Raw genomic sequence first — 25091 nt, 5'->3', positions numbered from 1 at the left:
CGAATCCATAATCGACTCAGTCATTCAGGTCGATGTATGACGCCAGACACCTCGGTCGGCCCCCTCTCCCTCCGGGAGAAGGCTGGGGTGAGGGTGCTCTTGATCTCAGGCTACCTGCGCCTTTAAAGCCCTGCGCAACGCCACCAGCAATTTCAAAATATCCTGCGGATCCAGTCGCTGCGGTGCTTTTACGTCCATGTCATCTTCCTTGTTGTGGTTTGGCCGAGGGAGTCTGGCCAAAAGCTGCCCGTCCTTGGAGGCCTTTCTTGAAAAAAAGATCCTTCCTACAGCGCAAAGAAAAATAGCCTTCTTACTCCTTCCCGGCAAATCGACCAGATAGTTTTTTGAGTGATATCAATATGCTTTAACGGTATTTAAATTCTGGTTTTTATACCTATAAAGTCAGTGCCTGCCGGACAGCCACCCGCTGTCCATGGATTGCTTCACCGTCGTCTACCGAACGACGTCAGGACACGGCATGACTTTCGACTACGCATTTATCCTCAGCACCCTGCCGGAGTTTCTCAAAGCCGTCGGCGTGACGCTGCAGGTCGGTTTGATCGCCATTGGCACCTCGTTGCTGGTGGCGCTGCTCAACGCGATGATCCTGGTATTTCGCACGCCGTACCTGCGCAAACTGGTCGGTCTGTACGTGGAACTGGCGCGCAACACGCCGCTGCTGATCCAGCTGTTCTTCGTCTACTTCGCCTTGCCGGCACTGGGGATCAAAGTCTCCGGTTTCACCGCGGCGATCATCACCATGACCTTTCTCGGCGGTGCCTACCTCACCGAAGTGCTGCGCGCCGGCATCGATGCCGTGCCGCAGGCGCAGCTGGAATCGGGGCGTTCGATCGGCCTGTCCCACGGCCAGTTGCTGCGCTACGTGATCCTGCCGCAGGCGGGCATTCTCAGCCTGCCGTCGCTGTTCGCCAATTTCATCTTTCTGCTCAAGGAAACCACGGTGGTTTCAGCGGTGGCGGTGCCGGAAATCCTCTACACCACCAAGAGCTACATCGCGCTCTACTACAAAACCTACGAAATGCTCGCCGTGCTGACGCTGATCTGCGTGCTGCTGTTTTTGCCGCTGTCGCTGTTGCTCAGCCGTCTGGAAAGGAGGCTCCAGCATGGCCAGTTCGGGTCTTGAATTGCTTTGGGTGTCGTTGCCGCAACTGGCCAAGGGCACCGGGCAAACCTTGTCGATCTCGTTTCTGAGCATCGCCATCAGCACGGTCGGCGGGGTGTCCTACGGCGTATTGCGCACGCTCAACGTCGGGTGGCTCAACGCAATTTTGCGGGTGTACCTGGAGCTGTTTCGGGCGATTCCGGTGCTGGTCTGGCTGTACCTGCTGTTCTTCGGCCTGCCGATTTTCTTTGGCCTGAGCCTGCCGAACTTTTGGTGCGCGGTACTGGTGCTGTCGCTGTGGGGCGCCAGTGAGGTCGGTGAAGTGGCGCGCGGCGCGTTGCATTCGCTACCACGCGGCCAGCGTGAGGCAGGGCTGTCGATCGGTCTCAACGCTGCGCAACTGTACGGCTACGTGCTGCTGCCGCAAGCACTGAAGCGCATGACACCGCCGACCATCAACGTCTACACGCGGATCATCAAGACCAGTTCGCTGGCGGTGCTGATCGGTGTGGTCGATGTGATCAAGGTCGGCCAGCAGATCATCGAGCGCACCTACGAATCGGTACTGATCTATGGCGCGCTGTTTCTGTTTTTCTTTTTCATCTGCTACCCGCTGTCGGCCGCCTCGCGGGTGCTGGAGCGGCGCTGGACGCAAGCATGAGCGCACTGATCGAGTTTCAGGGTTTCAGTAAATTCTATGGCGAGCAGCAAGTGCTCGATGGCATCGACCTGCAGGTGCAGAGCGGCGAAGTCATCGTCATTCTTGGCCCCAGCGGCTGCGGCAAAAGTACGCTGCTGCGCTGCCTTAACGGTCTGGAACAGGCCCACAGCGGCAGCCTGAAATTTGTCGGACGCGAGCTGCTCGACAAGGCCACCGACTGGCGCGAAATCCGCCAGCAGATCGGCATGGTGTTTCAGAGTTATCACCTGTTCCCGCACATGAGCGTGCTCGACAATTTGCTCCTCGGCCCACTCAAGGTGCAGAAGCGCCAACGCCGCGAAGCGCAGCAGCAGGCCGAAGCCTTGCTCGCGCGCGTAGGCCTGGCGGACAAGCGCGACGCCTTCCCGCGTCAGCTCTCCGGTGGTCAGCAGCAACGCATCGCCATCGTCCGTTCGCTGTGCATGAACCCACGGGTAATGCTCTTCGACGAAGTCACCGCGGCCCTTGATCCGGAAATGGTCAAGGAAGTGCTGCAGGTGATTCAGGGTCTGGCCCGCGAGGGCATGACCCTGCTGATCGTCACCCATGAAATGGCCTTCGCCCGCGCGGTGGCCGACCGCATCGTGTTCATGGATGCCGGGCGCATCCTCGAACAGACCCCGCCCGAGATTTTCTTTACGAACCCGCAAACCGCACGCGCGCAGCAGTTCCTGGAGAAGTTCTCCTTCGTGGCAACACTGCCGAAAACGAATCCGACCAAGGAACTGGAACTGCTATGAAAACTGCCGCTTTGTTACTGCCCCTGTTGAGCCTGGCCTTGCTCGCCGGTTGCAGCAAAACCGAAGAACCCACGAAGCCAAAAGTTGCCAGCGAGAGTGCAGCGCCAGCCGGTTATCTGGAGAAGATCAAGGCTCGCGACAAGCTGATTGTTGGCGTGTTCACCGATAAACCGCCGTTCGGTTTTGTCGACGAGAGCGGCCGTTACGTCGGTTTCGATACCGACATCGGCCGGCGTTTTGCCAAGGATCTGCTCGGCGATGAAAACAAAGTCGAATTCGTCGCGGTGGAACCGGCCAGTCGTATTCCGTTTCTGCAAAGCGACAAGGTCGACCTGATCCTCGCCAACATGACCGTGACCCCGGAGCGTAAGGAAGCGGTGGAATTCACCAACCCCAATCTCAAGGTCGCCGTGCAGGCCTTGGTGCCGCAGGGTAGCTCGGTGAAGAAGCTTGATGATCTGGCGACCCGCACCACCATCGTCACCACCGGTACGACCGCCGATATCTGGCTGACCAAGACTCACCCGGACTGGAAACTGCTCAAGTTCGAAAAGAATTCCGAGTCGCTGCAAGCCCTGGCCAACGGCCGCGGCGATGCCTACGCGCAGGACAACCTGGTGCTGTTTAGCTGGGCCAAGCAGAACCCCGGATATCGCGTGCTCGAGGAAAAACTCGGCGCCGAAGCGCCGATTGCGCCGGCGGTGAAAAAGGGCAATCTCGAACTGCGCGACTGGGTCAACAGCGAGCTGGCGAAGCTGGGTGAGGAGAAATATCTGCTCAAGCTGTATGACCAGTATGTGCGCAAGGAACTGAGCGATGACACCCGGCCTGAGAGTGTGATTGTCGAGGGGGGCAAGTGGCAGGGGTGATTGTCTGTTAGGTCGGCGGTGAGGCTTGGCCCTCATCGGAACGCCGCCCGCCCAGCCCTCTCCCCCAGGAGAGGGAGCCGAGCTTTGTGCTTTTCAAACCTGAGTTCGACCCGAGATTTTCAGGTCGTCGTAATTCGTAAGAACAGCCCGGTCAGTTCCCTCTCCCTCCGGGAGAGGGCTAGGGTGAGGGGCTTCGGGCTGAAGGCGCTTAGTCAGGCCAGTTCCACACCGGCTCATCCAGCACCCGCTGGCCAACCAGCCCGGTCTGCCCCAGCGTCTTCTCCAGCACGATGCAATTGCATTCCGGATCTTCCTGCAACGCCGAAATCAGCCGCCGCGCATGCGACACCACCCACACCTGACACTGCTCCGAAGCGCGAATGATCAGCCGTGCGAGCGCCGGCAGGAGATCCGGGTGCAGGCTGGTTTCCGGTTCGTTGAGCACCATCAGTGACGGTGGTCGCGGCGTCAGCAGCGCCGCGACCAGCAGCAGATAACGCAAGGTCCCGTCCGACAGCTCCGCCGCCGACAACGGCCGCAGCAAGCCTTCCTGATAAAACTCGATGGCGAAGCGTCCACCGGCCAGCGGGGCGATGTTCAGCCGCGCACCGGGAAAGGCATCGCTGATCGCCGCGCGCAAGGCCTCGGGGTCGCCGATTTCGATGATGGTCTGCAAGGCGGCCGCGAGGTCGCGGCCGTCGTGGTGCAACACCGGCGTGCGGGTGCCCAGCTGCGGCTGGCGCACCGGCGCCTCGGCATCGCTGCGAAAGTGATCATAGAAGCGCCAGCGGCGGATGAACTCGCGCATCTGAAACACTTCTGGCGAGCTGCGCAGGCTACCGATCTGGTCGAACAGACTGTCGAAGTTCGGCGTGTGCTGCGCCAGGACATCCCATGTGCGCTCGGTGCGCGCGCGGATCATCGGCCCATCGCGATCCACCAAAAGGCTCGCCGGGCGATACAGCGGTCCGGCCCAGATGCATTCGCGCTTGATTTGCGGGTCGAGGCTGAAACGCGAGGGAATTGGTCGCGCATGCTCCGGCAGCATGAAGTGACCATTGGAATCAGGCAGACCAAGGCTGATCGAATAACTGAAATCCTCCCCGGCAAAGCCTAGGCGCAATCGCTTCACGCCTTGACGCACCGTCGGCTCGATCGCCACCTCACCATTGCGCATGCGCCGGCTGATGGTTTCCGGCCCGGCCCAGAAGGTCGAGTCCAGCCCGCCCTCGCGGGCCAGCGCATTGACCACGCCGCCCTGCGCGGTTTCCGCCAGCAGGCGCAGTGCGCGGTAGAGGTTGGATTTGCCACTGCCGTTGGGCCCGGTGATCAGGTTCAGACGCCCGAGCGGGATCACCAGTTTGTTGATCGAGCGGTAGTTGGCCACCGCCAGGGTGTTGAGCATGAAGTCCTTCTCCGGGTGACTGCAAAACGTCTGCAGCATACCCGCAATGAGATAAATCTGTGCTGGGGGCCTGCAACCATGGAACCCTGTTCTAAGCTGTGAAGTCGTATCGTCTCGACAGCAGCATTAAAGGCCAAGGAGTGTGCATGGCGGGTCCCGGATTGAAAGTGCTGATGGCGTTGAGCGCCATGGTCTTGCTCACCGCTTGCGGCGACAAGCAACCCGCTCAGGAATACTTGCCACGGGTCTTTGTGCAAGAGGTCAAACCCCAGAACTACGCGGCAGCGGTAACTCTTACCGGTGACGTGCAGGCGCGCGTGCAGACGCAATTGTCATTTCGCGTGGGCGGCAAAATCATCCAGCGCATGGTCGACGTCGGTGACCGCGTCACCGCCAAACAGGTGCTGGCCAGGCTTGACCCCAAGGATCTGCAGACCAATGTCGATTCGGCCCAGGCTCAGGTCCTCGCCGAACAGGCCCGCGTGAAACAGGCCGCGGCGGCTTTCGTCCGCCAGCAAAAACTGCTGCCCAAGGGCTATACCAGCCAGAGCGAATACGATTCCGCCCAGGCGGCGTTGCGCAGCAGCCAGAGCGCCCTGAGCGCCGCGCAGGCACAACTGGCCAACGCCAGGGATCAACTCAGCTATACCGCGCTGATTGCCGATGCGCCTGGCGTGATCACCGAGCGTCAGGCCGAAGTCGGGCAAGTGGTACAGGCCACCGCACCGATTTTCAGCCTGGCCCGCGATGGCGACCGTGATGCGGTATTCAACGTGTATGAGTCGCTGCTGGCCGAGCGCCCGGAGGACAACTCGATCGTGGTCAGCCTGCTTGATAACCCCGAGATCAAAACCACCGGCACCGTGCGCGAGGTCACACCTGCGGTGTCAGCGCAATCCGGCACCGTGCAGGTCAAGGTCAGCCTCGACAAGCCGCCGCCGGGCATGCAGCTCGGCTCGGTCGTCAGTGCCACAGCGAAAGGTGCGGGTAAATCGGCGGTGGAGCTGCCGTGGTCGGCGCTGACGAAAAACATTAGCGAGCCAGCAGTCTGGATGGTCGATGACAAGGGCGAGGCGCAGTTGCACACGGTCACGGTCGGTCGCTATCTGACCGGCAAGGTGATCATCAGCGAGGGCCTGAAGGGCGGCGAAAAAGTCATCGTTGCCGGCGGGCAACTGTTGCACCCCGGCATGAAAGTCGAGATTGCCGAAAACACGTACAAAGATCTGCAACCGGGAGCGCAGCCATGAATCGCCTCGGTCTGTTGTCCCTGGCGCTGCTGCTCGGCGCATGCTCGGAAAAGGAAGCGCCGCCGGAACCGGTGCGTCCGGTGTTGTCGGTCAAGGTCGAAGCGTTGAGCGAGGAAAGCCTCGGGCGTTTCGCCGGCAGCATTCAGGCGCGCTATGAAAGCAACACCGGCTTCCGCGTCGGCGGGCGTATCGCCAGGCGCTACGTCGATGTGGGCGCCGAAGTACAGAAGGGCACGCTGCTCGCCACCCTTGACCCGTCCGACCAGCAAAACCAGCTGCGTTCGGCCGAGGGCGACCTGGCCAGGGTCCAGGCGCAATTGATCAACGCCCAAGCCAACGCGCGCCGCCAGCAGGCGCTGTTCGATCGCGGCGTCGGCGCGCAGGCGCAACTGGACGTTGCCACGACCGATCTGAAAACCACCCAGGCTTCGCTGGATCAGGCGCGCGCGGCGGTCAACCAGAGCCGGGATCAACTCGGCTACACCGAACTGCGCGCCGATCAAAAAGCCGTGGTCACCGCGTGGAACGCCGAAGCCGGGCAGGTAGTGACCGCTGGCCAACAAGTCGTGACGCTGGCGCAGCCGGACATCAAGGAAGCGGTGATCGATCTGCCGGATACCCTGGTCGATCAGCTTCCGCCCGACGTGGTGTTTTCGGTGGCCGCGCAACTTGACCCAAGCATCAACACCACGGCGATCATCCGCGAAATCGAACCCCAGGCGCAGAGCGCCACACGCACCCGCCGGGCGCGTTTGACCCTGACCGACACCCCGGACGGTTTCCGCCTCGGCACGGCGATCAGCGTGACCTTGAGCTCAGCAATCAAACCGCGCATCGAACTGCCCGCCACCGCGTTGCAGGAGGTCGAAGGCAAACCGCGGATCTGGGTGATCGACACCCAAAGCAAAACCGTCAGCCCCCGCGACGTCACGGTGATCAGCCGCACCGACAGCCGTGTAGTGCTCGCCGGCGGTGTGAAGAACGGCGAGCGGGTGGTCAGCGCCGGCGTCAACAGTCTCAAACCCGGACAATCGGTAAAACTTGACGAGGACAGTCAATGAAAGGCTCTTTCAACCTCTCCGAATGGGCCCTCAAGCATCAGTCATTCGTCTGGTATCTGATGTTCGTCGGATTGCTCATGGGGGTGTTCTCCTATTTCAATCTGGGTCGCGAAGAAGACCCGTCGTTCACCATCAAGACCATGGTCATCCAGACCAAATGGCCCGGCGCGACCCAGGACGAAACCCTCAAGCAGGTCACCGACCGCATCGAGAAAAAACTCGAAGAACTCGACTCGCTCGATTACGTGAAAAGCTACACGCGCCCCGGCGAATCGACGGTGTACGTGTACCTGCGCGACACCACCAGCGCCGAAGACATTCCGCAAATCTGGTACCAGGTTCGCAAGAAGATTGACGACATTCGCGGGCAGTTTCCCCAAGGGATTCAAGGGCCGGGATTCAACGACGAGTTTGGCGATGTGTTCGGCTCGGTCTATGCGTTTACCGCCGACGGGCTGACCATGCGCCAGTTGCGCGATTATGTGGAGCAGGCGCGCGCCGAGATCCGAAGTGTGCCGGGGCTGGGCAAGGTCGAAATGGTCGGCCAGCAGGACGAAACGATTTACCTGAACTTCTCCACGCGCAAACTCGCCGCGCTGGGCATCGATCAGCGTCAAGTGGTGCAAAGCCTGCAATCGCAGAACGCGGTGACTCCGGCCGGGGTGATCGAGGCCGGGCCCGAGCGGATTTCCGTGCGCACGTCGGGGCAATTCGCTTCGGAAAAGGATCTGGCCGAGGTCAACCTCAAACTCAACGATCGCTTCTATCGTCTGGCCGATATCGCCGAAATCCGTCGCGGCTACGTCGACCCGGCCACGCCTGAATTCCGCTTCGACGGCAAACCGGCCATCGGTCTGGCGATTGCGATGCAGAAGGGCGGCAACGTTCAGGAATTCGGCAAGGCCTTGCACCAGCGCATCGACGAACTGACGGCAGACCTGCCGGTGGGCGTCGGCGTGCACACGGTCTCCGATCAGGCGGTGGTGGTGGAAGAAGCCGTCGGCGGCTTCACCAGCGCCTTGTTCGAGGCGGTGATTATCGTCCTGGTGGTGAGCTTCATCAGCCTCGGCGTGCGCGCCGGTCTGGTGGTGGCGTGCTCGATTCCGCTGGTGCTGGCGATGGTCTTCGTGTTCATGGAATACAGCGGCATCACCATGCAGCGGATTTCCCTCGGCGCGCTGATCATCGCCCTCGGCCTGCTGGTGGACGATGCGATGATCACCGTGGAAATGATGGTCACGCGTCTGGAAATGGGCGAAACCAAAGAGCAGGCGGCGACGTTCGCCTACACCTCGACGGCATTTCCGATGCTTACCGGTACGCTGGTGACGGTCGCCGGGTTCGTGCCGATCGGCCTCAACGCCAGCTCCGCCGGTGAATATACGTTCACCCTGTTTGCGGTGATTGCCGTGGCGATGATCGTCTCGTGGGTGGTGGCGGTATTCTTTGCGCCGGTGATCGGCGTGCATATCCTCAGCGACAAGGTCAAGGCGCATGACGCCGAACCGGGACGCATCGGTCGCGCCTTCAACGGCGGCCTGTTATGGGCGATGCGCAACCGTTGGTGGGCGATCGGCGTCACGGTGCTGCTGTTCGTGCTGGCGGTGTTCTGCATGCGCTTTGTGCAGAACCAGTTTTTCCCCGCTTCGGACCGTCCGGAAATTCTCGTCGACCTGAACCTGCCGCAAAACGCCTCGATCGATGAAACCCGCAAAGCGGTGGACAAGCTCGAAGCCACGCTCAAGGGCGACCCGGACATCGTGCGCTGGAGCACCTACATCGGCCAAGGCGCGATCCGTTTCTACCTGCCGCTCGACCAGCAATTGCAGAACCCGTACTACGCGCAACTGGTCATCGTCAGCAAGGATTTCGAGGCCCGCGAAGCGCTGAGCCAGCGCCTGCGCGAGCGCTTGCACAAGGACTTCGTCGGCATCGGCAGCTACGTCCAGGCACTGGAAATGGGCCCGCCAGTAGGGCGTCCGATCCAGTACCGGGTCAGCGGCAAGGACGTCGATCAGGTACGCAAACACGCCATCGACCTGGCCACCGAACTGGACAAGAACCCGCACATCGGCGAAATCATCTACGACTGGAACGAGCCGGGCAAAGTCCTGCGCATCGACATCGCCCAGGACAAGGCACGCCAGCTCGGCCTGTCGTCGGAAGACGTGGCGAACCTGATGAACAGCATCGTCAGTGGCTCGCCGCTGACTCAGGTCAATGACGATATCTACCTGATCAACGTGGTCGGTCGCGCGGTGGAGGCCGAACGTGGTTCGCCGAGAACCATCGAGAATCTGCAAATCGTCACGCCGAGCGGCACTTCGATTCCGCTGCTGGCGTTCGCCACCGTGCGCTATGAACTGGAGCAGCCGCTGGTGTGGCGTCGCGACCGTTTGCCGACGATCACCATCAAGGCTTCAGTGCGCGACGAGATTCAGCCAACCGATCTGGTGAAACTGCTCAAGCCATCGATTGACGCCTTTGCGTCCAAACTGCCGGTCGGCTACAAGGTCGCCACTGGCGGTACCGTCGAGGAAAGCGGCAAGGCTCAGGGGCCGATTGCCAAGGTCTTGCCGTTGATGCTGTTCCTCATGGCAACGTTCCTGATGATCCAGTTGCACAGCGTGCAGAAGATGTTTCTGGTGGCCAGCGTCGCGCCGCTGGGGCTGATTGGCGTGGTGCTGGCGCTGGTGCCGACCGGCACGCCGATGGGCTTCGTGGCGATTCTGGGGATTCTCGCGTTGATCGGCATCATCATTCGCAACTCGGTGATCCTGGTAACGCAGATCGATGAGTTCGAGCAGAAAGGTTATGCGCCGTGGGATGCGGTGGTGGAAGCGACCGAACACCGGCGCCGGCCGATTCTGTTGACTGCCGCAGCGGCGAGCATGGGCATGATCCCGATCGCTCGCGAAGTGTTCTGGGGGCCGATGGCCTACGCGATGATTGGCGGGATCGTGGTGGCGACGTTATTGACGCTGCTGTTCCTGCCGGCGCTGTACGTGGCCTGGTACAAGATTCGCGAGCCGAAAAAAGAAACAGAGTAAAAGCGAGCGCTACGCGCTCATCGCCAGCAGGCTGGCTCCCACAATTGCAATGCGCGCTCCTGTGGGAGCCAGCCTGCTGGCGATGGCGTCTTGAGGGACTATGCAGATTTACGCCAAACACTCGCCAACCAAGGCTGTTGCTCGCGCGGCAACCCCGCTGGCCGGTAGTAATGCTCCAGTTCGACAAACCCCGCCGCCGTCAGCAAACCTTGCCAGGCCTGGAGATCGTGATACGAGCCATAGCGCGGCCCGCTCCAGCCCTCCCGATTGTCCCCACGCGGATTGGAGCTGAACAACACCCCATCCGGTTTCAACGCGCCGTGCAATTGCCTGAGCACCCGCGGTAATTCCTGCAACGGTACATGAAACAACACCGCGTTGGCGAAGATCCCGTCGAAGCGCTCCGCCGGCAGATCCAGTTTGAGAAAGTCCTGCTGCAACACTTCGCAGCCGGCGTCCTCGCGGGCCATTCGCGCGAATTCTTCGGAACCGTCCAGCCCGACAGCGACGTGACCCATGCGCGTAAACGCCTGCAAATCTCGCCCGGGCCCGCAGCCGAAATCCAGAAGGGTAAACGGCGCCTGGCCTTGAATATGCCGCAGCAACGCATCGATGTTCTGACTGACATCGTGATCGCGGGTGCCTTCGCGGAAGTCCTCGGCCACCGAGTTGTAATGGCCTAGCGTGGTTGCAGTGATCTGTTCGAGGTCGCTGGGCGTCTGCTTCATCATCGGTGCTGTTTTTGGCGGAGGAAGAAAGCGGACTATAAGCTTTTTCACCGGCAAAAAAACGCCGCCGGCGCTGCTGCCAGCGCCGGCGGTGATTGATGCCCGGACTCAGTGCTGCTTCGCGCCCAGGCAATCGATCGAGCGGTCCATCATCGCTTTGGCCATCTCCAGCAGGTGCCAGACCGAGAACACCATGGCTCGATCCGCGCCCGCGAGCTGATCGCCGCATTGATGGACAGTTACCGAAGCGCAGCGCAGCAGATCGGCGACATACAACTGGGCATCTTCCAGCGTCACGTCCTCACTGATGCTGTAGACGCGTTTCTGTCCCGCCAACGTGACCTGTTTACCGGCCAGATGCGAGTCGACGGCACGGCACAGTGCAGAGCGATCCTTGAGCAAATCCTCGGTGAACCGCTTGCTGGAGGTGAGGCTGAGTGGCGGATCGGCAAGATTTTTTTCCATGGGTAAACTCCTGACTTCAAGTGGGGAGCCAACCATTTCGCGACTAAACGAGCAGGACGGCGGCTGCACGCAGATCAGTCGTCGGCCGCCGGTTATCGGCGCACCCGAAAGTGCCCTGCGCACAGCCAACATCGGGCAGCTTGAAGCTCTGCCGAGGTCAGGCCTGACCGCACGCCCAGCGAATCCGGACAACTGAATCCGGTCACCGCCAAGCAGTGACGAGCGGAGATTAGCTACAGGATATTTCGGGTACAAGCGGGCAAATCATTCTAGGAAGCGTCCTGCAAACCCGCGTGGTTCAGGCTGGCGAAACGATAAATTTCGCGTAGGAAGGGTCTGGTTTTTACGAAGGGCATTGCCCAAATGCGTGCGATCACATGGATCAGGTTGATGGCCACCTGCCGCTATCGAACATAGCGCTTATTCAGCCATCGCGCCAGCCCTGTCCAAACACGATACGTGCGCGCAGAAACCGGAAAACCTGGCTGAAAGCAACTGGTAGTTCTTACAGTATCGGGCCAGAGAAAACAGGTTCAGTCTTGGTGCATGGGCGCCAAGGACTTGCGTAGCCGTGAACACTCACCATGACACCGCCACTCCGACCTTATCGGTAATTGACCCGCGTGCATTGGCGATTCGCGGCGTTGCCTATTGCCGACACCCGGATAAAGCCGACATCGAATCGCGCATCACCCGGCAGATCTTTGATGAGGCGGGGCGGCAGGCGGCGTCGTGGGATCCGCGTTTATATGGCGCTGCGCCGAAGCCGAATCTGGCCGCTGTCTACGCGTTGAGCGGGCAAGGGCTATTCACAGACAGTGTCGACGCCGGCTGGCAGGCGTGCCTGTTGAATGAAGCAGGTTCGTTGTGTGCTGTCTGGGATGCGCGGGGCAGTCAGAGCCATCACCAATACGATGAGCTGCAACGGCCGATCGCCCTTACTGAGCAAGCGCACGACGGGCCGTCTCGCGTGGTCGAGCGCTGGATCTATGGAGAAGCCACGGATGACTACGCACGGCACAACCAGTGCGGTCAACTGATTCGCCATGACGACCCGGCCGGCAATCGACACTTCGATGACTACGGCCTCGGCGGGTCAGCACTGGTGGAATCGCGACGCTTTCTGATCGAACTGCAAACGCCGGACTGGCCCCTAGATCCGGACCGCCGAGATGAGTATCTCGAGGAGAAAAACTACGTCACTCAACAGTCTTTCAGCCCGACAGGCGACCTGCAGCATCACACCGACGCGGTGGGTAACATCAGAACGCAGCATTACAACGTGGCCGGGCAATCTGCCGCGATCTGGCTGTTACAGGCCGGCGAGGGCAGGCAGCCGCAGTGCCTGGTCAGTACCATTCGCTACAACGCGCAGGGTCAGATCGAAAGCGAAACGGCCGGCAACGGCGTCGTCGCCCGCGCCGAATACAGCCGCGATGATTGCCGGTTGCTCAGATTGTTCGCCAGTGTCGGTGCGCAACAGCCGTCGCAAGATCTGAACTACACCTATGACCCAGTGGGCAATGTCACTAGTCTGGAAGATAAAACCCAGGCTGTGTCTTGCTTCAACAATCAGCGGATCGATCCGGTCAGTTGGTATCGCTACGACAGCCTTTATCAACTGGTCGAGGCCCGCGGTTGGGAAGTCAGCCAGCCCAGCCATGGTCCGGCCTTGCCGGATCTACTGCCAACGCCGCTGGATCCCGATCAACGGCGCAACTACACGCAGAAATTCGACTACGACGCAGCGGGCAACCTCATCACTCGCCACCACAGCGGTGCGCCGGGTTTTTCGATGTTTACTTCGGCTTACAGCAACCGAAGCCTGGGCCAGCGCGATGACGGTAATTTGCCCGGGGAAGCGGATATAGCGTCGGGATTTGATGAGGCGGGTAATCAGCTTCAGTTGCAACGCGGTCAGGCCATGTACTGGAACGTGCGCAATGAGTTAAGCCGGGTTGTGTTGGTGCAACGTCCGAATGAAAGCGATGACTACGAGTGTTATGGATACGACAAGCCGGGCCATCGGTTGCGTAAAACAATCGTCAGCCAAGCGTCCGGTCAGACGCTGACGGCAGAAGTTCGTTATCTGCCGGGGCTCGAGATTTATCGCGAAATTGATAGTGTCGAGCGACATGTCTCCAGTGTCGACACCGGGCGCCATCAGGTACGACTGCTGCACTGGCCAAGCGGGGTGGAAGGTGACCAACTGCGTTACAGCCTCAGCGATCATCTTGGCTCCAGCGCGCTGGAATTGGATGATGGTGCGGGGATTTTGACTCAGGAGCACTATTACCCGTTTGGTGGCACGGCGTGCTGGGCGGGTAAAAATGCATTGGCGGCGAAAAACAAAAAGATTCGATATTCAGGGAAAGAGCGGGATGCGTCCGGTCTTTACTATTATGGATATCGTTATTACGCACCGTGGTTACAACGCTGGACAAGTCCCGATCCTGGTCGAGATATCGATGGAATCAATCTTTACGCAATGCTAGGAAATAGTCCGCTGATTTTCGTTGATAAACAGGGGACGGTCAGAGGTTTGAGTAGCATTTTGAGAGGCGAAAGTGACGCGGAACATGCGCGCAGGGCCCATTTCAAATTGCATTTGCTCCCCAGTATATTGGCTCGAAAGGACTCGGATAAGAGTTTTGCCATTGTCAAAATTAAAAAAATGGCGAGCATCCAGAGCGATGTGGCTGCGGATGAATTGCTGAAAGCCGCTGTCAATTGAATATCCAGTGCGAAACTGACTTTCAATATCAACCCGGAAAGCATCCCTGATTTGAAAGGTGATGGCCTTAGGAATATCTGGCATCAGGACGTTGAACCGGGTTTTGCAACGGAGTTCCGGGATGGTTTCGAAATGAACATGTTTGACTATGCTCATTCCCCTTCCAGAATAATAAAAGAGTATGGCTCGGCAGATCATCCGAAGTTCAGTGGGGATTTCAGGCCTGTGTATGGGGCTTTGAAACTCTCTCCTGGTCTTGCCAGCGCGGGTGGCGCTTCAGCATATGGATCTGCTGCCTTCCATCTGAAGGATGAGTCACGTAAATATATGACTTTGACCGGGGTCGATAGCTTTGATCTGAAGCCTTCAATCAATAATCTGGCTTCATTTGGAAATCTGTATCCAGTGTTTCACGAAATGCAACGCGAAACATGGCAAGTATTGACAAGGATTATGTCGGGTGGCGAAACGGATCTGGCTTCGCCTGATGAGTATGTGGAGTGGCAGTCTCATAACAGCGTGAAGTGGGAAGACATGACGAGTCTGGTTTTTCAGACAAGAGAAAATATGGAAAACACACTTGATCAGGGAAGTACCCGGGCTTTTTTGAAAAAAAATTCTATTACTCCAGGTTATGTCGGGTGAACACTGACAGTAGCGCCCCAGTTCGCATGCGATGGTTGGGCGCTGACTTCCCAGCCATCGCAAGCGAAGAGTCCGGTTCACCGCTTGTTCAACCCCCGAGCCAACCGATCCCCACCCAACTGAATCACCGCCACCAACGCCACCAGCAACACAATCACCGTCAACATGATCTGACTGTCAAAGCGCTGATAGCCGTAGCGATAAGCAATATCCCCCAGCCCACCAGCACCAATCGCCCCAGCCATGGCCGACGAGTTGATCATGGTCACCAAGGTGATAGTGAAACCCCCGACAATCCCCGGTAGCGCCTCGGGCAGCAGCACATGCCAGACAATGTGCCAGCGCCGGCAACCCATCGCCTGCGCGGCTTCGATCAAGCCATTATCGACCTCGCGCAGACTGACCTCGGCGATCCGCGCAAAAAACGGTGTAGCAGCGATGGTCAGCGGCACCACGGCGGCCCAGACACCGTAGGTGGTGCCGACGATCAGGCGGGTGAACGGAATCAGCGCGACCATCAGAATCAGAAACGGGATCGAGCGGAACAGATTGACGAAGGCGCCCAATGCACGGTTCAACAGGGGCGCCTCATAGATGCCGGCCTTGTCGCTGGTGACCAGAATCACCGCCATGGGAATCCCCACCAGCAACGCGATCAACGACGACACACCGACCATCAGGAAGGTGTCGATAAAACCCTGCAGCAAGCGATCAAACCACATAACCCAATACCTCCACTCGTTGCGCCCATGGTGCGGCGCGTTCGCGCAATTGCTCGGCGCTGAACGAAGAACCGCTGACTGCCAATAACAGTTGCCCCAATGCATGCCCCTGAATCCGTTCGATCCCGCCCTGAAGCAGCTTCACTCGTCCACCCAGCGCCGCAAACAACGCGGCCAGATCCGGCTCATCAGCGGTACTGCCGGTGAACTGCAAGCGCAGTACTACAGCGTCGTGAGCGGAAGTCGATTGCGCCAGCAAACGGCTCTGTAATTCTTCCGGCAAGGCGTGTTGCAGCGGCGCAAGCAGGGTCTGGCTGACCTCGTGCTGCGGATTGCCGAACACCTGCCAGACCGGGCCTTGCTCGACGACACGGCCATGCTCAAGCACGACGACGCGGTCGCAGATCTCGCGTATCACCGCCATTTCATGAGTGATCAACACGATGGTCAGGCCCAGGCGTTTATTGATTTCGCGCAGCAGGGCGAGGATCGATTGCGTGGTCTCCGGATCAAGCGCCGAAGTGGCTTCGTCGCACAGCAGAATATCCGGGTCGTGCACCAGCGCACGGGCAATGCCGACGCGCTGTTTCTGTCCACCGGAAAGTTGCGCCGGATACGCCTTGTGTTTGCTTTGCAGGCCGACCAGCTCGAGCAGCTCGCGGACCTTTTTCTCGCGCTGTTCCTTCGGCACCCCAGCGACTTTCAGCGGCAACTCGACGTTCTGCCAAACGGTCTTGGCTGACATCAGATTGAAGTGCTGGAAGATCATGCCGATGCGCCGGCGCAATGCGACGAGACGGTCTTCGTCGAATTCGCCGATGTCGACCTGATCGATCAAAACGCGCCCCGACGTCGGTTGCTCAAGACGATTGATCGTGCGGATCAACGACGACTTGCCTGCGCCGCTGCGGCCGATAATGCCGAATACCTCGCCGCGTTGGATCGCCAGATCGATGCCCTGCAAAGCGGCGACCGGACCTTGGCGACCGTTGTAGGTTTTGCCCAACCCGATGAAGCGCACATGGGCGCGATTCAGTTCAGGATGCAGCTCGGTTTTTTTCGCAGTGTGTGGCTCTGGAGTCTCCAGTCGCCGTTGGATCGCGACGGTCATGCTCAGCTTTCCCAACCGGCTTGATAGAGCTTGCCATGAGCTTTATCCAGCGCTGCGCGAACGGCCGGCGAATGTTGGTAGATGTCGACGAATTTGATCAGGCGCGGATCGGTTTTGCTCTTCGGCTGAATGACGAACTGAATCACGTATTCTTTGTGATCGAGGCCGTCGAACAGCAGTGCCGAACCGGCATCGAAGGTCTTCGCCAAACGAATGTAGGCCGGGTAGCCCTGGACCAGGTCGGCGTCATCGTAGGCGCGTACCAGTTGCACGGCTTCGACCTGGAGAATCTTGATCTTTTTCGGATTGGCGACAATGTCATCCTCGGTGGCCTTGTAGCCCACACCCGGTTTGAGCGTGATCAAACCGGCCTTGGCCAGTAATTGCAGACCGCGACCGCTGTTGATCGGATCATTGGCGATGGCAACGCTGGCGCCCTCCGGCAATTCGGCGAAGCTTTTGTATTTTTTCGAGTACAGCCCGACGTTGTTGATGATCCCCGGCGCGAACGGCACCAGATCAAAACCCGACGCGGCTTTGGCGTCTTCCAGAAACGGAATGTGCTGGAAATAATTCACGTCGATATCGCCGGCAGCGAGGCTGACGTTCGGTGCGATCCAGTCAGTGAACTCCACCAGCTCGACCTCCAGGCCTTGTTTCGAGGCCTCTTCGACGGCCGCTTCCAGCGGAATGGCGAAGGCGGCGGTGGTGCCGATTTTCAAGGGTACATCGGCGGCAAACACCGCCGAGCTGAACAGGCCGAAGGCCAGGGCCAGTGCTTTGACTGGGTGGGAGAGCAGATTCTTGGTCATGATGGTTTTTCCAGTCAGTGCATGAATTTGTGGTGTATTGGATGGCCTCATCGCTGGCAAGCCAGCTCCCACAGGTTTTGTGAACGCCACAGACCCTTGTGGGAGCTGGCTTGCCAGCGATGCTTTTAGCGTCGGTACGAAGATCCGGTGTGTTGTTCGGGCAACTGCGCCTCGCCGTGAAACAGCTTTTCGCGCAACGTGCCGCTGTCATACGCGGTCTTGTACGAGCCACGCCGCTGTAGTTCCGGAATCACCAGATCGATGAAATCCACGTAGCTTTCCGGCGTGACGATGCGGGTCAGGTTGAAGCCATCCAGCCCGGTTTCGGCGATCCACGATTCCAGCTCATCGGCCACTTGCTCGGGTGAGCCGACCACGGTGATGTAGCGGCCACCGAGGGCGTGCTGGTCGAGCAATTTGCGCCGGGTCCAGTCGTTGTTCTGCAGGGTTTTGGTGGCCGACTGGATCGCGTTGCTTTTCACGTACTGGATCGGTTCGTCGATTGCGTAAAGGGAAAAATCAATGCCGGTGGAGGCGGAAAAATGCGCGACGCCGGCCTCGGCGCTGGCATAGCCGAGGTATTCGGCATGCTTGGCCCAGGCTTCTGCTTCGCTGGCGCCGACAATCACATTGAGGCCCATGAACACCTTGATGTCCTCGGGGTTGCGCCCCGCCTCTACGGCACTGGCGCGGACCTTGTCCACCTGCGCCTTGGTCGACGGTTTGTTCTGACCGCTGATGAACACACACTCGGCGTGGCGCCCGGCGAACTGCAGGCCGCGCTCGGAACTGCCGGCCTGAAACAGCACCGGCGTACGCTGCGGCGACGGTTCGCACAGGTGATAACCGTTGACCTGATAGAACTCGCCCTTGTGCTCGACCTTGTGCACTTTGTCCGGCTGCGCGTAGATGCGCTGCTCGCGGTCGTTGAGTACCGCGTCGTTTTCCCAGCTGCCTTCCCAGAGTTTGTAGAGCACCTGCAAGTACTCATCGGCCTGATCGTAACGGCGGTCATGTTCGACCTGCGCGCTCAGGCCCATGGCTTTGGCGGCGCTGTCGAGATAGCCGGTGACGATGTTCCAGCCCACCCGACCGCGGCTCAAATGATCGAGCGTCGACAGACGCCGGGCGAACAGGTACGGCGCTTCGTAGGTGAGATTGGCGGTGAGACCGAAGCCAAGGTTTTTCGTTACCGCAGCCATCGCTGAGACCAGCAGCAAAGGGTCGTTGACCGGCAACTGGATCGACTCTTTCAGCGTCACGTCGAGCGAGTTCTGGTAGACGTCATACACACCGACGATGTCGGCGATGAACAAGCCGTCGAACAGGCCGCGCTCGAGCAATTGCGCCAGCTCGGTCCAGTACTCGAGGGTGTTGTAACGGGTCGAGGTATCGCGCGGATGCGTCCACAAGCCGTGATTGATATGGCCGATGCAGTTCATGTTGAACGCGTTGAGCAGAATCTTCTTTTTCGCCGCGCTCATCAGATCGTCCCTCGCAGCGGAGGCTTTTCGTCGTTGAGGTAATAATTGCCAACGGCGTGATATTTCCAGCGCACCGGGTCATGCAGTGTGTGCACGCGGGCGTTGCGCCAGTGGCGGTCGAGACCATGCTCGGCGAGGGTGGCCTGGCTGCCGGCCAGTTCGAACAGCGTGCTGCCCGCCGCGAGAGAAATTTCCGTGCTGATCGCGCGTGCTTCGGCAACGGCGATCGAGGCCGCTGCAACGGTCTCGGCGTTGGTGTCAGCCTGTGCGGCATCGAGGAATTCGCCGGCACGTTCAAGCAGGGCTTCGCTGGCGTGCAGGCGGATACTCAGGTGACCGAAGCTCTTCAGGGTCAGCGGGTCCTCGCTGGCCTTGTCGTTGCCGGAATCGATCCACGGCCGCGTCTTGCTGCGCACGAAATGCAAGGCGTCTTCATAAGCGGCGCGAGCGATCCCTGTGTCGATGGCGGCGTGGAGGATTTGTGCCAGCGGGCCGACCGTGGTCGGCCGTTCGAAAGCACTTTGAAACGGCAGAACGTCTTCAGCGGCGACGTAAACGTCTTCGAACACGACCGAGCCGCTGCCGGTGGTGCGCTGGCCGAAACCGCTCCAGTCGTCGATCACGCTCAGACCTTTGCTGTTACGCGGGACAAAGGCCAGTTGCTGCACGCCATTTTCATCCACCACCGAGGTCGGAATGCGCTGCGCGTAAATCGCCCCGGTCGCGTAAAACTTGCGCCCGTTGATGCGATAACCGTCGCCGTCACGCGTAAGGCGGGTGACGCGGTCGTGAGCGGTTTTGGTACCCAGTTCCGCCAAGGCATTGCCGAAACGCTGGCCGGCGAGAACCTCGGCGTACAGGCGCTGTTTCTGCTGCTCGCTGCCGTTGACCCGCAGCACTTCCAGTGCATAGAAATGGTTTTGCGGGATCTGCCCGAGCGATCCGTCGGCCTGCGCGATCAGCGCGATGACTTTGGCCAGGGTCACGTTGGACACGCCCGCGCCGCCATACGCCTTGGGCACGCTGATACCCCACAGGCCGGAGCGGGAAAACACTTCAAGTTCGGGCAGCGGCAGGCGCCGTTCACGGTCGCGCAGGGCGCTGTCGCGTTGGAAATCTTCGGCCAGGTCGCTGGCGACGATCAGGGCTTGCTCATCGCTGGTGATGAGCGCGACGGGTTGGGAAAAAGTCATGTGCTTCTCCAGAGATCTGGTCAAAAGTGTTCTGGTCGTCAGATCCAGGAGTGACGGGCAGGCAGCGTGCCGTTGAGGCGATACGCGCCGACCGCGTGATATTTCCAGCGCACCGGGTCGTGCAGGGTGTGCACCCGAGCGTTGCGCCAGTGGCGGTCGAGGTTGAATTCGGCGAGGGTCGCGCGGCTGCCGGCCAGTTCGAAAAGCTTTTCGCTGGCGAGCAAGGAAATCTCGGTGGTCAGCACTTTTGCTTCGGCAACGGCGATCGAGGCACGCGCGGCGGAGGCCGCCGTGATCGGTGCGGCATGCACCTGATCGAGCACTTGGCCTGCCTTGCGCAGCAGCGCTTCGGCGGCATGCAGTTCGATTTTCAGTTTGCCGATATCGGCGATCACGTAGAGGTCATCGCTGGCGCGATCGACCTTGGCATCGATCCACGGCCGTGCCCGGGTTTTGACGAATTCGATGGCATCGTCAATCGCGCCACGGGCGATGCCGGCATCGATGGCCGCCTGGATCAATTGCGAAACGGCGCCCTGGGTGTTCGGCGTTTCGTTGATCTTCCAGTTGTCGATGACCAGGCTCGACTCGACGCGCACGTTATTAAGCAAAATCGTGCCGCTGGCGGTGGTGCGCTGACCGAAGCCCGACCAGTCGTCGACGATGCGCAAACCCGGCGTGCCGCGCCGGACGAACGCCAGCACTTGCTTGCCTGCATCGTTGAGCGCTTTGACCGCCACCCAGTGCGCAAACAGCGCGCCGGTGGAATAGAACTTCTGGCCATTGATCAGGTAATCATCGCCATCGGCGCTGATCCGCGCTTTCAACTCCAGAGTATTTTTGCTGCCGCGTTCCGGGCCGGCATTGCCGATGCGCCAGCCTTGCAGAACGCTGTCGAACAACTGCTGTTTCTGCGCCTCGCTGGCACAGCCAAGGATCAGGTGAGTGATGCCGAACTGGTTCTGCGGAATCTGCCCCAACGCTGGGTCGGCGGCGGAAATGATCGCGAAGACTTCCGCCAGCGTAACGAACGAAACCTGCGGGCCACCGTACTCGCGCGGAATGGCAATGCTGCCCAGGCCACTGCCGGTGAACTGCTCGATTTCCGACCACGGCAACTTGCGCTGACGATCGCGTTTCGCCGCCTGGACGCGGGCGACCTGCGCCAGCTCATTGGCAGCCTTGATGGCCTGGGCATCGTTGCGCAAGACCTGCGCGGGCAACAACATCGGGGCGATGTCCAGATCCGACTGGACGTTTGCATCGGCCAGACTGGACATCATCGCCACTCCCTGGCTGCACGCAATGCCCTGGCGATCTGCACTGGGGTGATTGTGTTCCGGACCATACGACCTACCTCACATCTCATTGAAAACGCCGCAAGGTGCGGCGAATGAAGGAATGTCCGGTGGTCCGGTGCATATACCCTAGGCGCGTATAAATATTAAATAAACTAACTTTTAGGAATATGCATAGAAGGCGGGAGCGAACTCCCGTCACCTCTCGCCAGCATCAATGCTCCCGTGCTTCGGCCGCTTTGCATTCCGGCTTCAACGAGACTTTCAGGTAAGGATTGACACAGCCGATCTTCAGCGTGCGCGGCGGTGCCCAGCGAGAGTTGTTGCCGACCCGATCGAGGATGCAATAGGTCACGTCCAGGCGCAGATCTTCGCCTGCTTCGACAATCACCGCCGGCGGCACCCAGACCTGGATCGGCAAGCCGATGTCGGCAGCGGTGATCGGTGCCAGGTCCATGCGCACATCACCCCAGCGCAAGGTGATGGCGTCATCTTCGGCCATGTTCAGGTACGGCTCGATGCTCAGCGGTACGCCGCGTTTGATCTGGTTCGGGTTGACGCCCTGGCGGCGGATGGCCGCGGGGATCGTCACCGGCGCCAGTTGCTGGTTTTCGTCTGCGCTCAGGGCCGATGGCTGGCCGCCGGGGCAATCGAGTTTGACCAACACTCGCGTCGCTGCCGAGAACGCCGGGCCGTGGCCGACCTGCATCACGCGGTAATGAATGCGCGCAGTGCCGTTGTCGATGAAGCTCTCCGGCACACGCAGGCTGACTGTCGTGCCGATATCCTCGGCGATCAGCACTCTGGAGGCGACGTAACACTTGTTCCAGAACAACTCGATGAGGTCGCCGCTGTCCATGTCGGGGTAGGGCGCGACCTCGATCAACAGATGGGCGGCGGCGGCCAGATTGATGCCGGTTTTCTGCGCGGGCGCCAGGCTCGGCGCTGCCAGTTCGGGGGTATGCGAAGTGCGGGTCATCGATTTCTCTCCTTGAAGCCTTGCAGCGAAGTCCGTTTCTGAAAGAACAAAAGGCGTGAATAAACCGGCAATAAAGCGTCGAACTTTTATTCAAGTTGAAGACGGCGTGATTGAACTGGATGGTGCCGGTTGTCGACTAGATAAGAGTGTGCTGGGAGGAGTGTCAATAGACGAACTTAGTCAATCTGCGAATTACAAGTTAATCAGAAAGCTCCTACGGCGCGGACGCCCAAAGCCTATGCGCTGGGGCGAATCGGGCCACGAGCTTCACGGCTTTTTGCCCGTTTATGCATGGATTTATGGGTGGGTCATCAAACCGAAGGGGTAGAGTTACAGGCACAACTCAACTGTTGCGCAATGTATAAAAAAGCGCCGGTTACAGGTTTGTTAATAGTGCTTTATATAAAGGCTGGATAAGGCGCCTTCCATCCCTGGAAGTTGCCGAAGCGCAGTTAAAACAGACTCAGGCGTGATTTAGAAACTTGCTGAGAAACTGTTGTGTGCGCTGTTCTTTCGGATGGGCAAACAATGCCTTGGCTTCACCTTGTTCGACAATGACGCCCTTGTCGAAAAACACCACACGGTTGGCCACGTCGCGAGCAAAACCCATCTCGTGCGTGACGATGACCATGGTGCGTTTCTCTTCAGCGAGGCCACGGATGGTCGCCAGTACTTCACCGACCAGTTCCGGATCGAGCGCCGAGGTCGGCTCATCGAACAGGATCACTTCCGGCTCCATCGCCAGGGCCCGGGCGATTGCGACGCGCTGCTGCTGACCACCGGAGAGACGACGCGGGTAAGCGTCCTCTTTGCCGGCGAGTCCGACCTTGGCCAAGAGCTTTTTGCCCAGCGCAACAGCCTCGTCACGCGGAATCTTCTTGACCACGATCGGGCCTTCGATGACGTTTTCCAGCGCGGTGCGATGGGGGAACAGGTTGAAGTTCTGAAACACGAAACCCACGTGCTGGCGCAGATTGCGCACCAGGCTCTGTTGCTGGTTCAGCGGGCGGCTGGTGTCGATTTCGATGTCGCCAACCTTGATCCGGCCGCTGGTGGGTTGTTCAAGGAAATTCAGGCAACGCAGGAACGTGGTTTTCCCCGAACCGCTGGGGCCGATGATCGCCACGACCTCGCCTTCCTTGACCTCCAGATCGATGCCGTTGAGCACGACCTGATGCTTGAATTGCTTGGTCAGTTTTTCCACGACAATCATGGGCTCAGGACTCCTGGTCGTGCCGATTGACCCGCTCTTCCAGCTTGTTCTGCAGGTGCGACAGCACCGTGGCCAGAATCCAGTAGATCAGCGCGGCGGCAAGATACATGGTGAAGACTTCGAAAGTCCGGGCGGTAATCAGTTGCGCCTGACGGAACAGCTCTGGCACCTGAATGGTGGCGGCCAGCGCGGTGTCCTTGACCAGCGAAATGAAGCTGTTGCCCAGCGGCGGCAGCGCCGTTCGCATCGCTTGCGGCAGGATGGCCCGGCGCAAGGTCTGCGCGCGGGTCATGCCGATGCTCGCAGCCGCTTCCCACTGACCCCGTTCGATCGAGCCGATCGCGGCGCGGAGAATTTCACAGGCGTAAGCGGCCATGTTCAGCGAGAAGCCGATCAGTGCCGCCGGCAGCGGATCAAGCTCGAGACCCAATTGCGGCAAGCCGTAATAGATCACGAACAGTTGCACCAGCAACGGCGTGCCGCGAAAGAACGACACGTAGATGCGCGCCAGCCAGTTGACCGATTTGAAGCGCGACAGGCGCATCAGCGCCAGACCGAAGCCCAGCAGCAGGCCGAAAAACATGCCGCCGAGGCTGAGGACTACCGTGTAATACGCGCCCTTGAGCAGGAAGGGCGCGGAATCCAGGGCGAGTTGGAAAGCTTCTTCCATTATTGAGTGACGTCAGCGTTGAAGTATTTCTTCGACAGCTTTTCCAGCGTGCCGTCGGCGCGCAGTTCGTCGAGAGCCTTGTTCACCGCCGCCAGCAGTTCCGGCTCGCCTTTGCGCAGGGCAATCCCGGATTCCTGACGCGAGAACGCTTCACCGGCGGCGACGGTTTTCGGGGCTTTCTTGGCGTATTCCAGCGCGGCCAGACGGTCGATCAGAATCGCATCGGTGCGGCCGTTGTTGAGGTCGGCGAACTTGGTCGGGTCATCATCGTAGGTGCGTACGTCAGCACCTGGCACGTTGGCGCGAACCCATTGTTCGTAGTTGGTGCCCAGGCCGACGCCGACTTTCTTGCCGGACAGGTCAGCGGCGGTCTTGATGTTCAGCGCGGCTTCCTTGCTCTTCAGCACCAGCGCCTGAATCCCGGAGACGGTGTACGGTTTGGAGAAGTCATACTTCTTCTTGCGCTCCTCGGAAATGGTCACCTGGTTGACCACGATGTCCAGACGCTTGGATTCCAGCGCGGCGAGGATGCCATCCCACTTGGTCGGTTGAACCTTGGCTTTGACACCAAGTTTTTGCGCCAGCGCTTCGGACAGTTCCACCTCGAAACCGGACAGCTTGCCGTTCTCGTCGACGAAACTGAACGGTGGATAAGTGCCTTCCAGGCCGACGTTGAGCACGCCTTTGTCCTTGATCTGTTGCAGTTGCTCACCGGCCACGGCCTGGCCGATCAGACCGGCGCCCAGCGCAAGCCCCAGCGAACCGACCAGCAGAGTGCGACGTAGTGCGGAAAAATTCATGACAAGCCCCTGTGTTTTCTTATGGAAGACGCTTAAGGA

22 protein-coding genes are annotated in these 25091 nt (G+C 59.7%); 9 read left to right on the top strand and 13 right to left on the bottom strand.

Going from position 1 to position 25091, the window contains the following annotated elements:
• Nucleotides 1-478 precede the first annotated feature (478 nt).
• The 4 genes from J3P93_RS26475 to J3P93_RS26460 are packed head-to-tail and all read left to right on the top strand — an operon-like array spanning nt 479 to nt 3432.
• Entirely contained in the window at nt 479-1144 is a 666-nt protein-coding gene (locus J3P93_RS26475; RefSeq protein ID WP_434593571.1) for an amino acid ABC transporter permease, read from the top strand.
• Complete coding sequence (locus tag J3P93_RS26470; protein WP_434593568.1) at nt 1125-1784, top strand: amino acid ABC transporter permease; 660 nt, start codon at nt 1125-1127, stop codon at nt 1782-1784. The genes J3P93_RS26475 and J3P93_RS26470 overlap by 20 nt, the downstream gene beginning before the upstream one ends.
• Nucleotides 1781-2563, top strand: a complete 783-nt coding sequence (locus tag J3P93_RS26465; RefSeq protein ID WP_434593566.1) for an amino acid ABC transporter ATP-binding protein — start codon at nt 1781-1783, stop codon at nt 2561-2563. Before J3P93_RS26470 ends, J3P93_RS26465 begins: the two co-directional genes overlap by 4 nt.
• The gene (locus J3P93_RS26460; RefSeq protein ID WP_434593563.1) at nt 2560-3432 is read left to right on the top strand and encodes a transporter substrate-binding domain-containing protein; all 873 of its coding nucleotides are present in this window, start codon (nt 2560-2562) and stop codon (nt 3430-3432) included. Before J3P93_RS26465 ends, J3P93_RS26460 begins: the two co-directional genes overlap by 4 nt.
• 208 nt (nt 3433-3640) lie before the next feature.
• On the opposite strand, the gene J3P93_RS26455 is transcribed toward J3P93_RS26460, so the two are convergent.
• Nucleotides 3641-4837, bottom strand: coding sequence for an AAA family ATPase (locus J3P93_RS26455; protein WP_434593560.1), 1197 nt, complete (start codon nt 4835-4837; stop codon nt 3641-3643).
• Between the two features lie 146 nt (nt 4838-4983).
• Here J3P93_RS26455 and J3P93_RS26450 point away from each other — a divergent pair, with 146 nt between their 5' ends.
• Genes J3P93_RS26450 through J3P93_RS26440 form a run of 3 tightly spaced genes read left to right on the top strand, consistent with a single transcriptional unit; the run spans nt 4984 to nt 10198 of the window.
• Nucleotides 4984-6087, top strand: coding sequence for an efflux RND transporter periplasmic adaptor subunit (locus tag J3P93_RS26450; RefSeq protein WP_434593557.1), 1104 nt, complete (start codon nt 4984-4986; stop codon nt 6085-6087).
• Complete coding sequence (locus J3P93_RS26445; protein WP_434593554.1) at nt 6084-7148, top strand: efflux RND transporter periplasmic adaptor subunit; 1065 nt, start codon at nt 6084-6086, stop codon at nt 7146-7148. The genes J3P93_RS26450 and J3P93_RS26445 overlap by 4 nt, the downstream gene beginning before the upstream one ends.
• Nucleotides 7145-10198 carry an efflux RND transporter permease subunit gene (locus J3P93_RS26440; RefSeq protein WP_434593551.1) on the top strand — a complete coding sequence of 1018 codons (3054 nt, stop codon included), beginning with the start codon at nt 7145-7147 and terminating at the stop codon, nt 10196-10198. Before J3P93_RS26445 ends, J3P93_RS26440 begins: the two co-directional genes overlap by 4 nt.
• Before the next feature lie 98 nt (nt 10199-10296).
• Here the strand turns inward: J3P93_RS26440 and J3P93_RS26435 are convergent, their stop codons facing one another.
• Together J3P93_RS26435 and J3P93_RS26430 are read right to left on the bottom strand one after the other, a co-directional pair.
• Nucleotides 10297-10926 carry a class I SAM-dependent methyltransferase gene (locus J3P93_RS26435; RefSeq protein ID WP_434593548.1) on the bottom strand — a complete coding sequence of 210 codons (630 nt, stop codon included), beginning with the start codon at nt 10924-10926 and terminating at the stop codon, nt 10297-10299.
• Between the two features lie 108 nt (nt 10927-11034).
• Nucleotides 11035-11391, bottom strand: a complete 357-nt coding sequence (locus J3P93_RS26430; RefSeq protein WP_434593545.1) for a DUF6124 family protein — start codon at nt 11389-11391, stop codon at nt 11035-11037.
• 571 nt (nt 11392-11962) lie between these two features.
• Between J3P93_RS26430 and J3P93_RS26425 the strand changes: the two genes are divergently transcribed.
• Together J3P93_RS26425 and J3P93_RS26420 are read left to right on the top strand one after the other, a co-directional pair.
• Nucleotides 11963-14125 (top strand): RHS repeat domain-containing protein, encoded by a 2163-nt coding sequence (locus tag J3P93_RS26425; protein WP_434593542.1) that lies wholly within the window; start codon nt 11963-11965, stop codon nt 14123-14125.
• A gap of 132 nt (nt 14126-14257) precedes the next feature.
• Nucleotides 14258-14770: a hypothetical protein gene (locus J3P93_RS26420; RefSeq protein ID WP_434593539.1), complete on the top strand. Its 513-nt coding sequence runs from the start codon at nt 14258-14260 to the stop codon at nt 14768-14770.
• 77 nt (nt 14771-14847) lie between these two features.
• On the opposite strand, the gene J3P93_RS26415 is transcribed toward J3P93_RS26420, so the two are convergent.
• The 10 genes from J3P93_RS26415 to tcyJ all read right to left on the bottom strand — a co-directional run bounded on the left by J3P93_RS26415 (nt 14848) and on the right by tcyJ (nt 25052).
• Nucleotides 14848-15492 carry a methionine ABC transporter permease gene (locus J3P93_RS26415; RefSeq protein WP_434593536.1) on the bottom strand — a complete coding sequence of 215 codons (645 nt, stop codon included), beginning with the start codon at nt 15490-15492 and terminating at the stop codon, nt 14848-14850.
• Nucleotides 15482-16603 (bottom strand): methionine ABC transporter ATP-binding protein, encoded by a 1122-nt coding sequence (locus J3P93_RS26410; protein ID WP_434593533.1) that lies wholly within the window; start codon nt 16601-16603, stop codon nt 15482-15484. Before J3P93_RS26410 ends, J3P93_RS26415 begins: the two co-directional genes overlap by 11 nt.
• A gap of 2 nt (nt 16604-16605) precedes the next feature.
• Nucleotides 16606-17415 carry a MetQ/NlpA family ABC transporter substrate-binding protein gene (locus tag J3P93_RS26405; protein ID WP_434593530.1) on the bottom strand — a complete coding sequence of 270 codons (810 nt, stop codon included), beginning with the start codon at nt 17413-17415 and terminating at the stop codon, nt 16606-16608.
• 125 nt (nt 17416-17540) lie between these two features.
• Complete coding sequence (locus tag J3P93_RS26400; RefSeq protein WP_434593527.1) at nt 17541-18899, bottom strand: LLM class flavin-dependent oxidoreductase; 1359 nt, start codon at nt 18897-18899, stop codon at nt 17541-17543.
• Nucleotides 18899-20092: an SfnB family sulfur acquisition oxidoreductase gene (locus J3P93_RS26395; RefSeq protein WP_434593524.1), complete on the bottom strand. Its 1194-nt coding sequence runs from the start codon at nt 20090-20092 to the stop codon at nt 18899-18901. The genes J3P93_RS26400 and J3P93_RS26395 overlap by 1 nt, the downstream gene beginning before the upstream one ends.
• Nucleotides 20093-20130: 38 nt before the next feature.
• Nucleotides 20131-21372 carry an SfnB family sulfur acquisition oxidoreductase gene (locus J3P93_RS26390; protein ID WP_434593521.1) on the bottom strand — a complete coding sequence of 414 codons (1242 nt, stop codon included), beginning with the start codon at nt 21370-21372 and terminating at the stop codon, nt 20131-20133.
• A 232-nt stretch (nt 21373-21604) separates the two neighbouring features.
• Complete coding sequence (locus J3P93_RS26385) at nt 21605-22369, bottom strand: hypothetical protein (protein ID WP_434593518.1); 765 nt, start codon at nt 22367-22369, stop codon at nt 21605-21607.
• Between the two features lie 463 nt (nt 22370-22832).
• The gene (tcyN, locus tag J3P93_RS26380) at nt 22833-23582 is read right to left on the bottom strand and encodes an L-cystine ABC transporter ATP-binding protein TcyN (RefSeq protein WP_434593515.1); all 750 of its coding nucleotides are present in this window, start codon (nt 23580-23582) and stop codon (nt 22833-22835) included.
• A gap of 4 nt (nt 23583-23586) precedes the next feature.
• Nucleotides 23587-24252 carry a cystine ABC transporter permease gene (tcyL, locus tag J3P93_RS26375; protein WP_434593513.1) on the bottom strand — a complete coding sequence of 222 codons (666 nt, stop codon included), beginning with the start codon at nt 24250-24252 and terminating at the stop codon, nt 23587-23589.
• Nucleotides 24252-25052, bottom strand: coding sequence for a cystine ABC transporter substrate-binding protein (gene tcyJ, locus J3P93_RS26370; RefSeq protein ID WP_332765743.1), 801 nt, complete (start codon nt 25050-25052; stop codon nt 24252-24254). Before tcyJ ends, tcyL begins: the two co-directional genes overlap by 1 nt.
• Nucleotides 25053-25091 lie beyond the last annotated feature (39 nt).

The organism is Pseudomonas sp. R3-57 (assembly GCF_051132065.1).
Lineage (GTDB): Bacteria > Pseudomonadota > Gammaproteobacteria > Pseudomonadales > Pseudomonadaceae > Aquipseudomonas.
The sequence above is the reverse complement of the archived record's forward strand: the minus strand, read 5'-3'. Positions and strand labels throughout refer to the sequence as shown.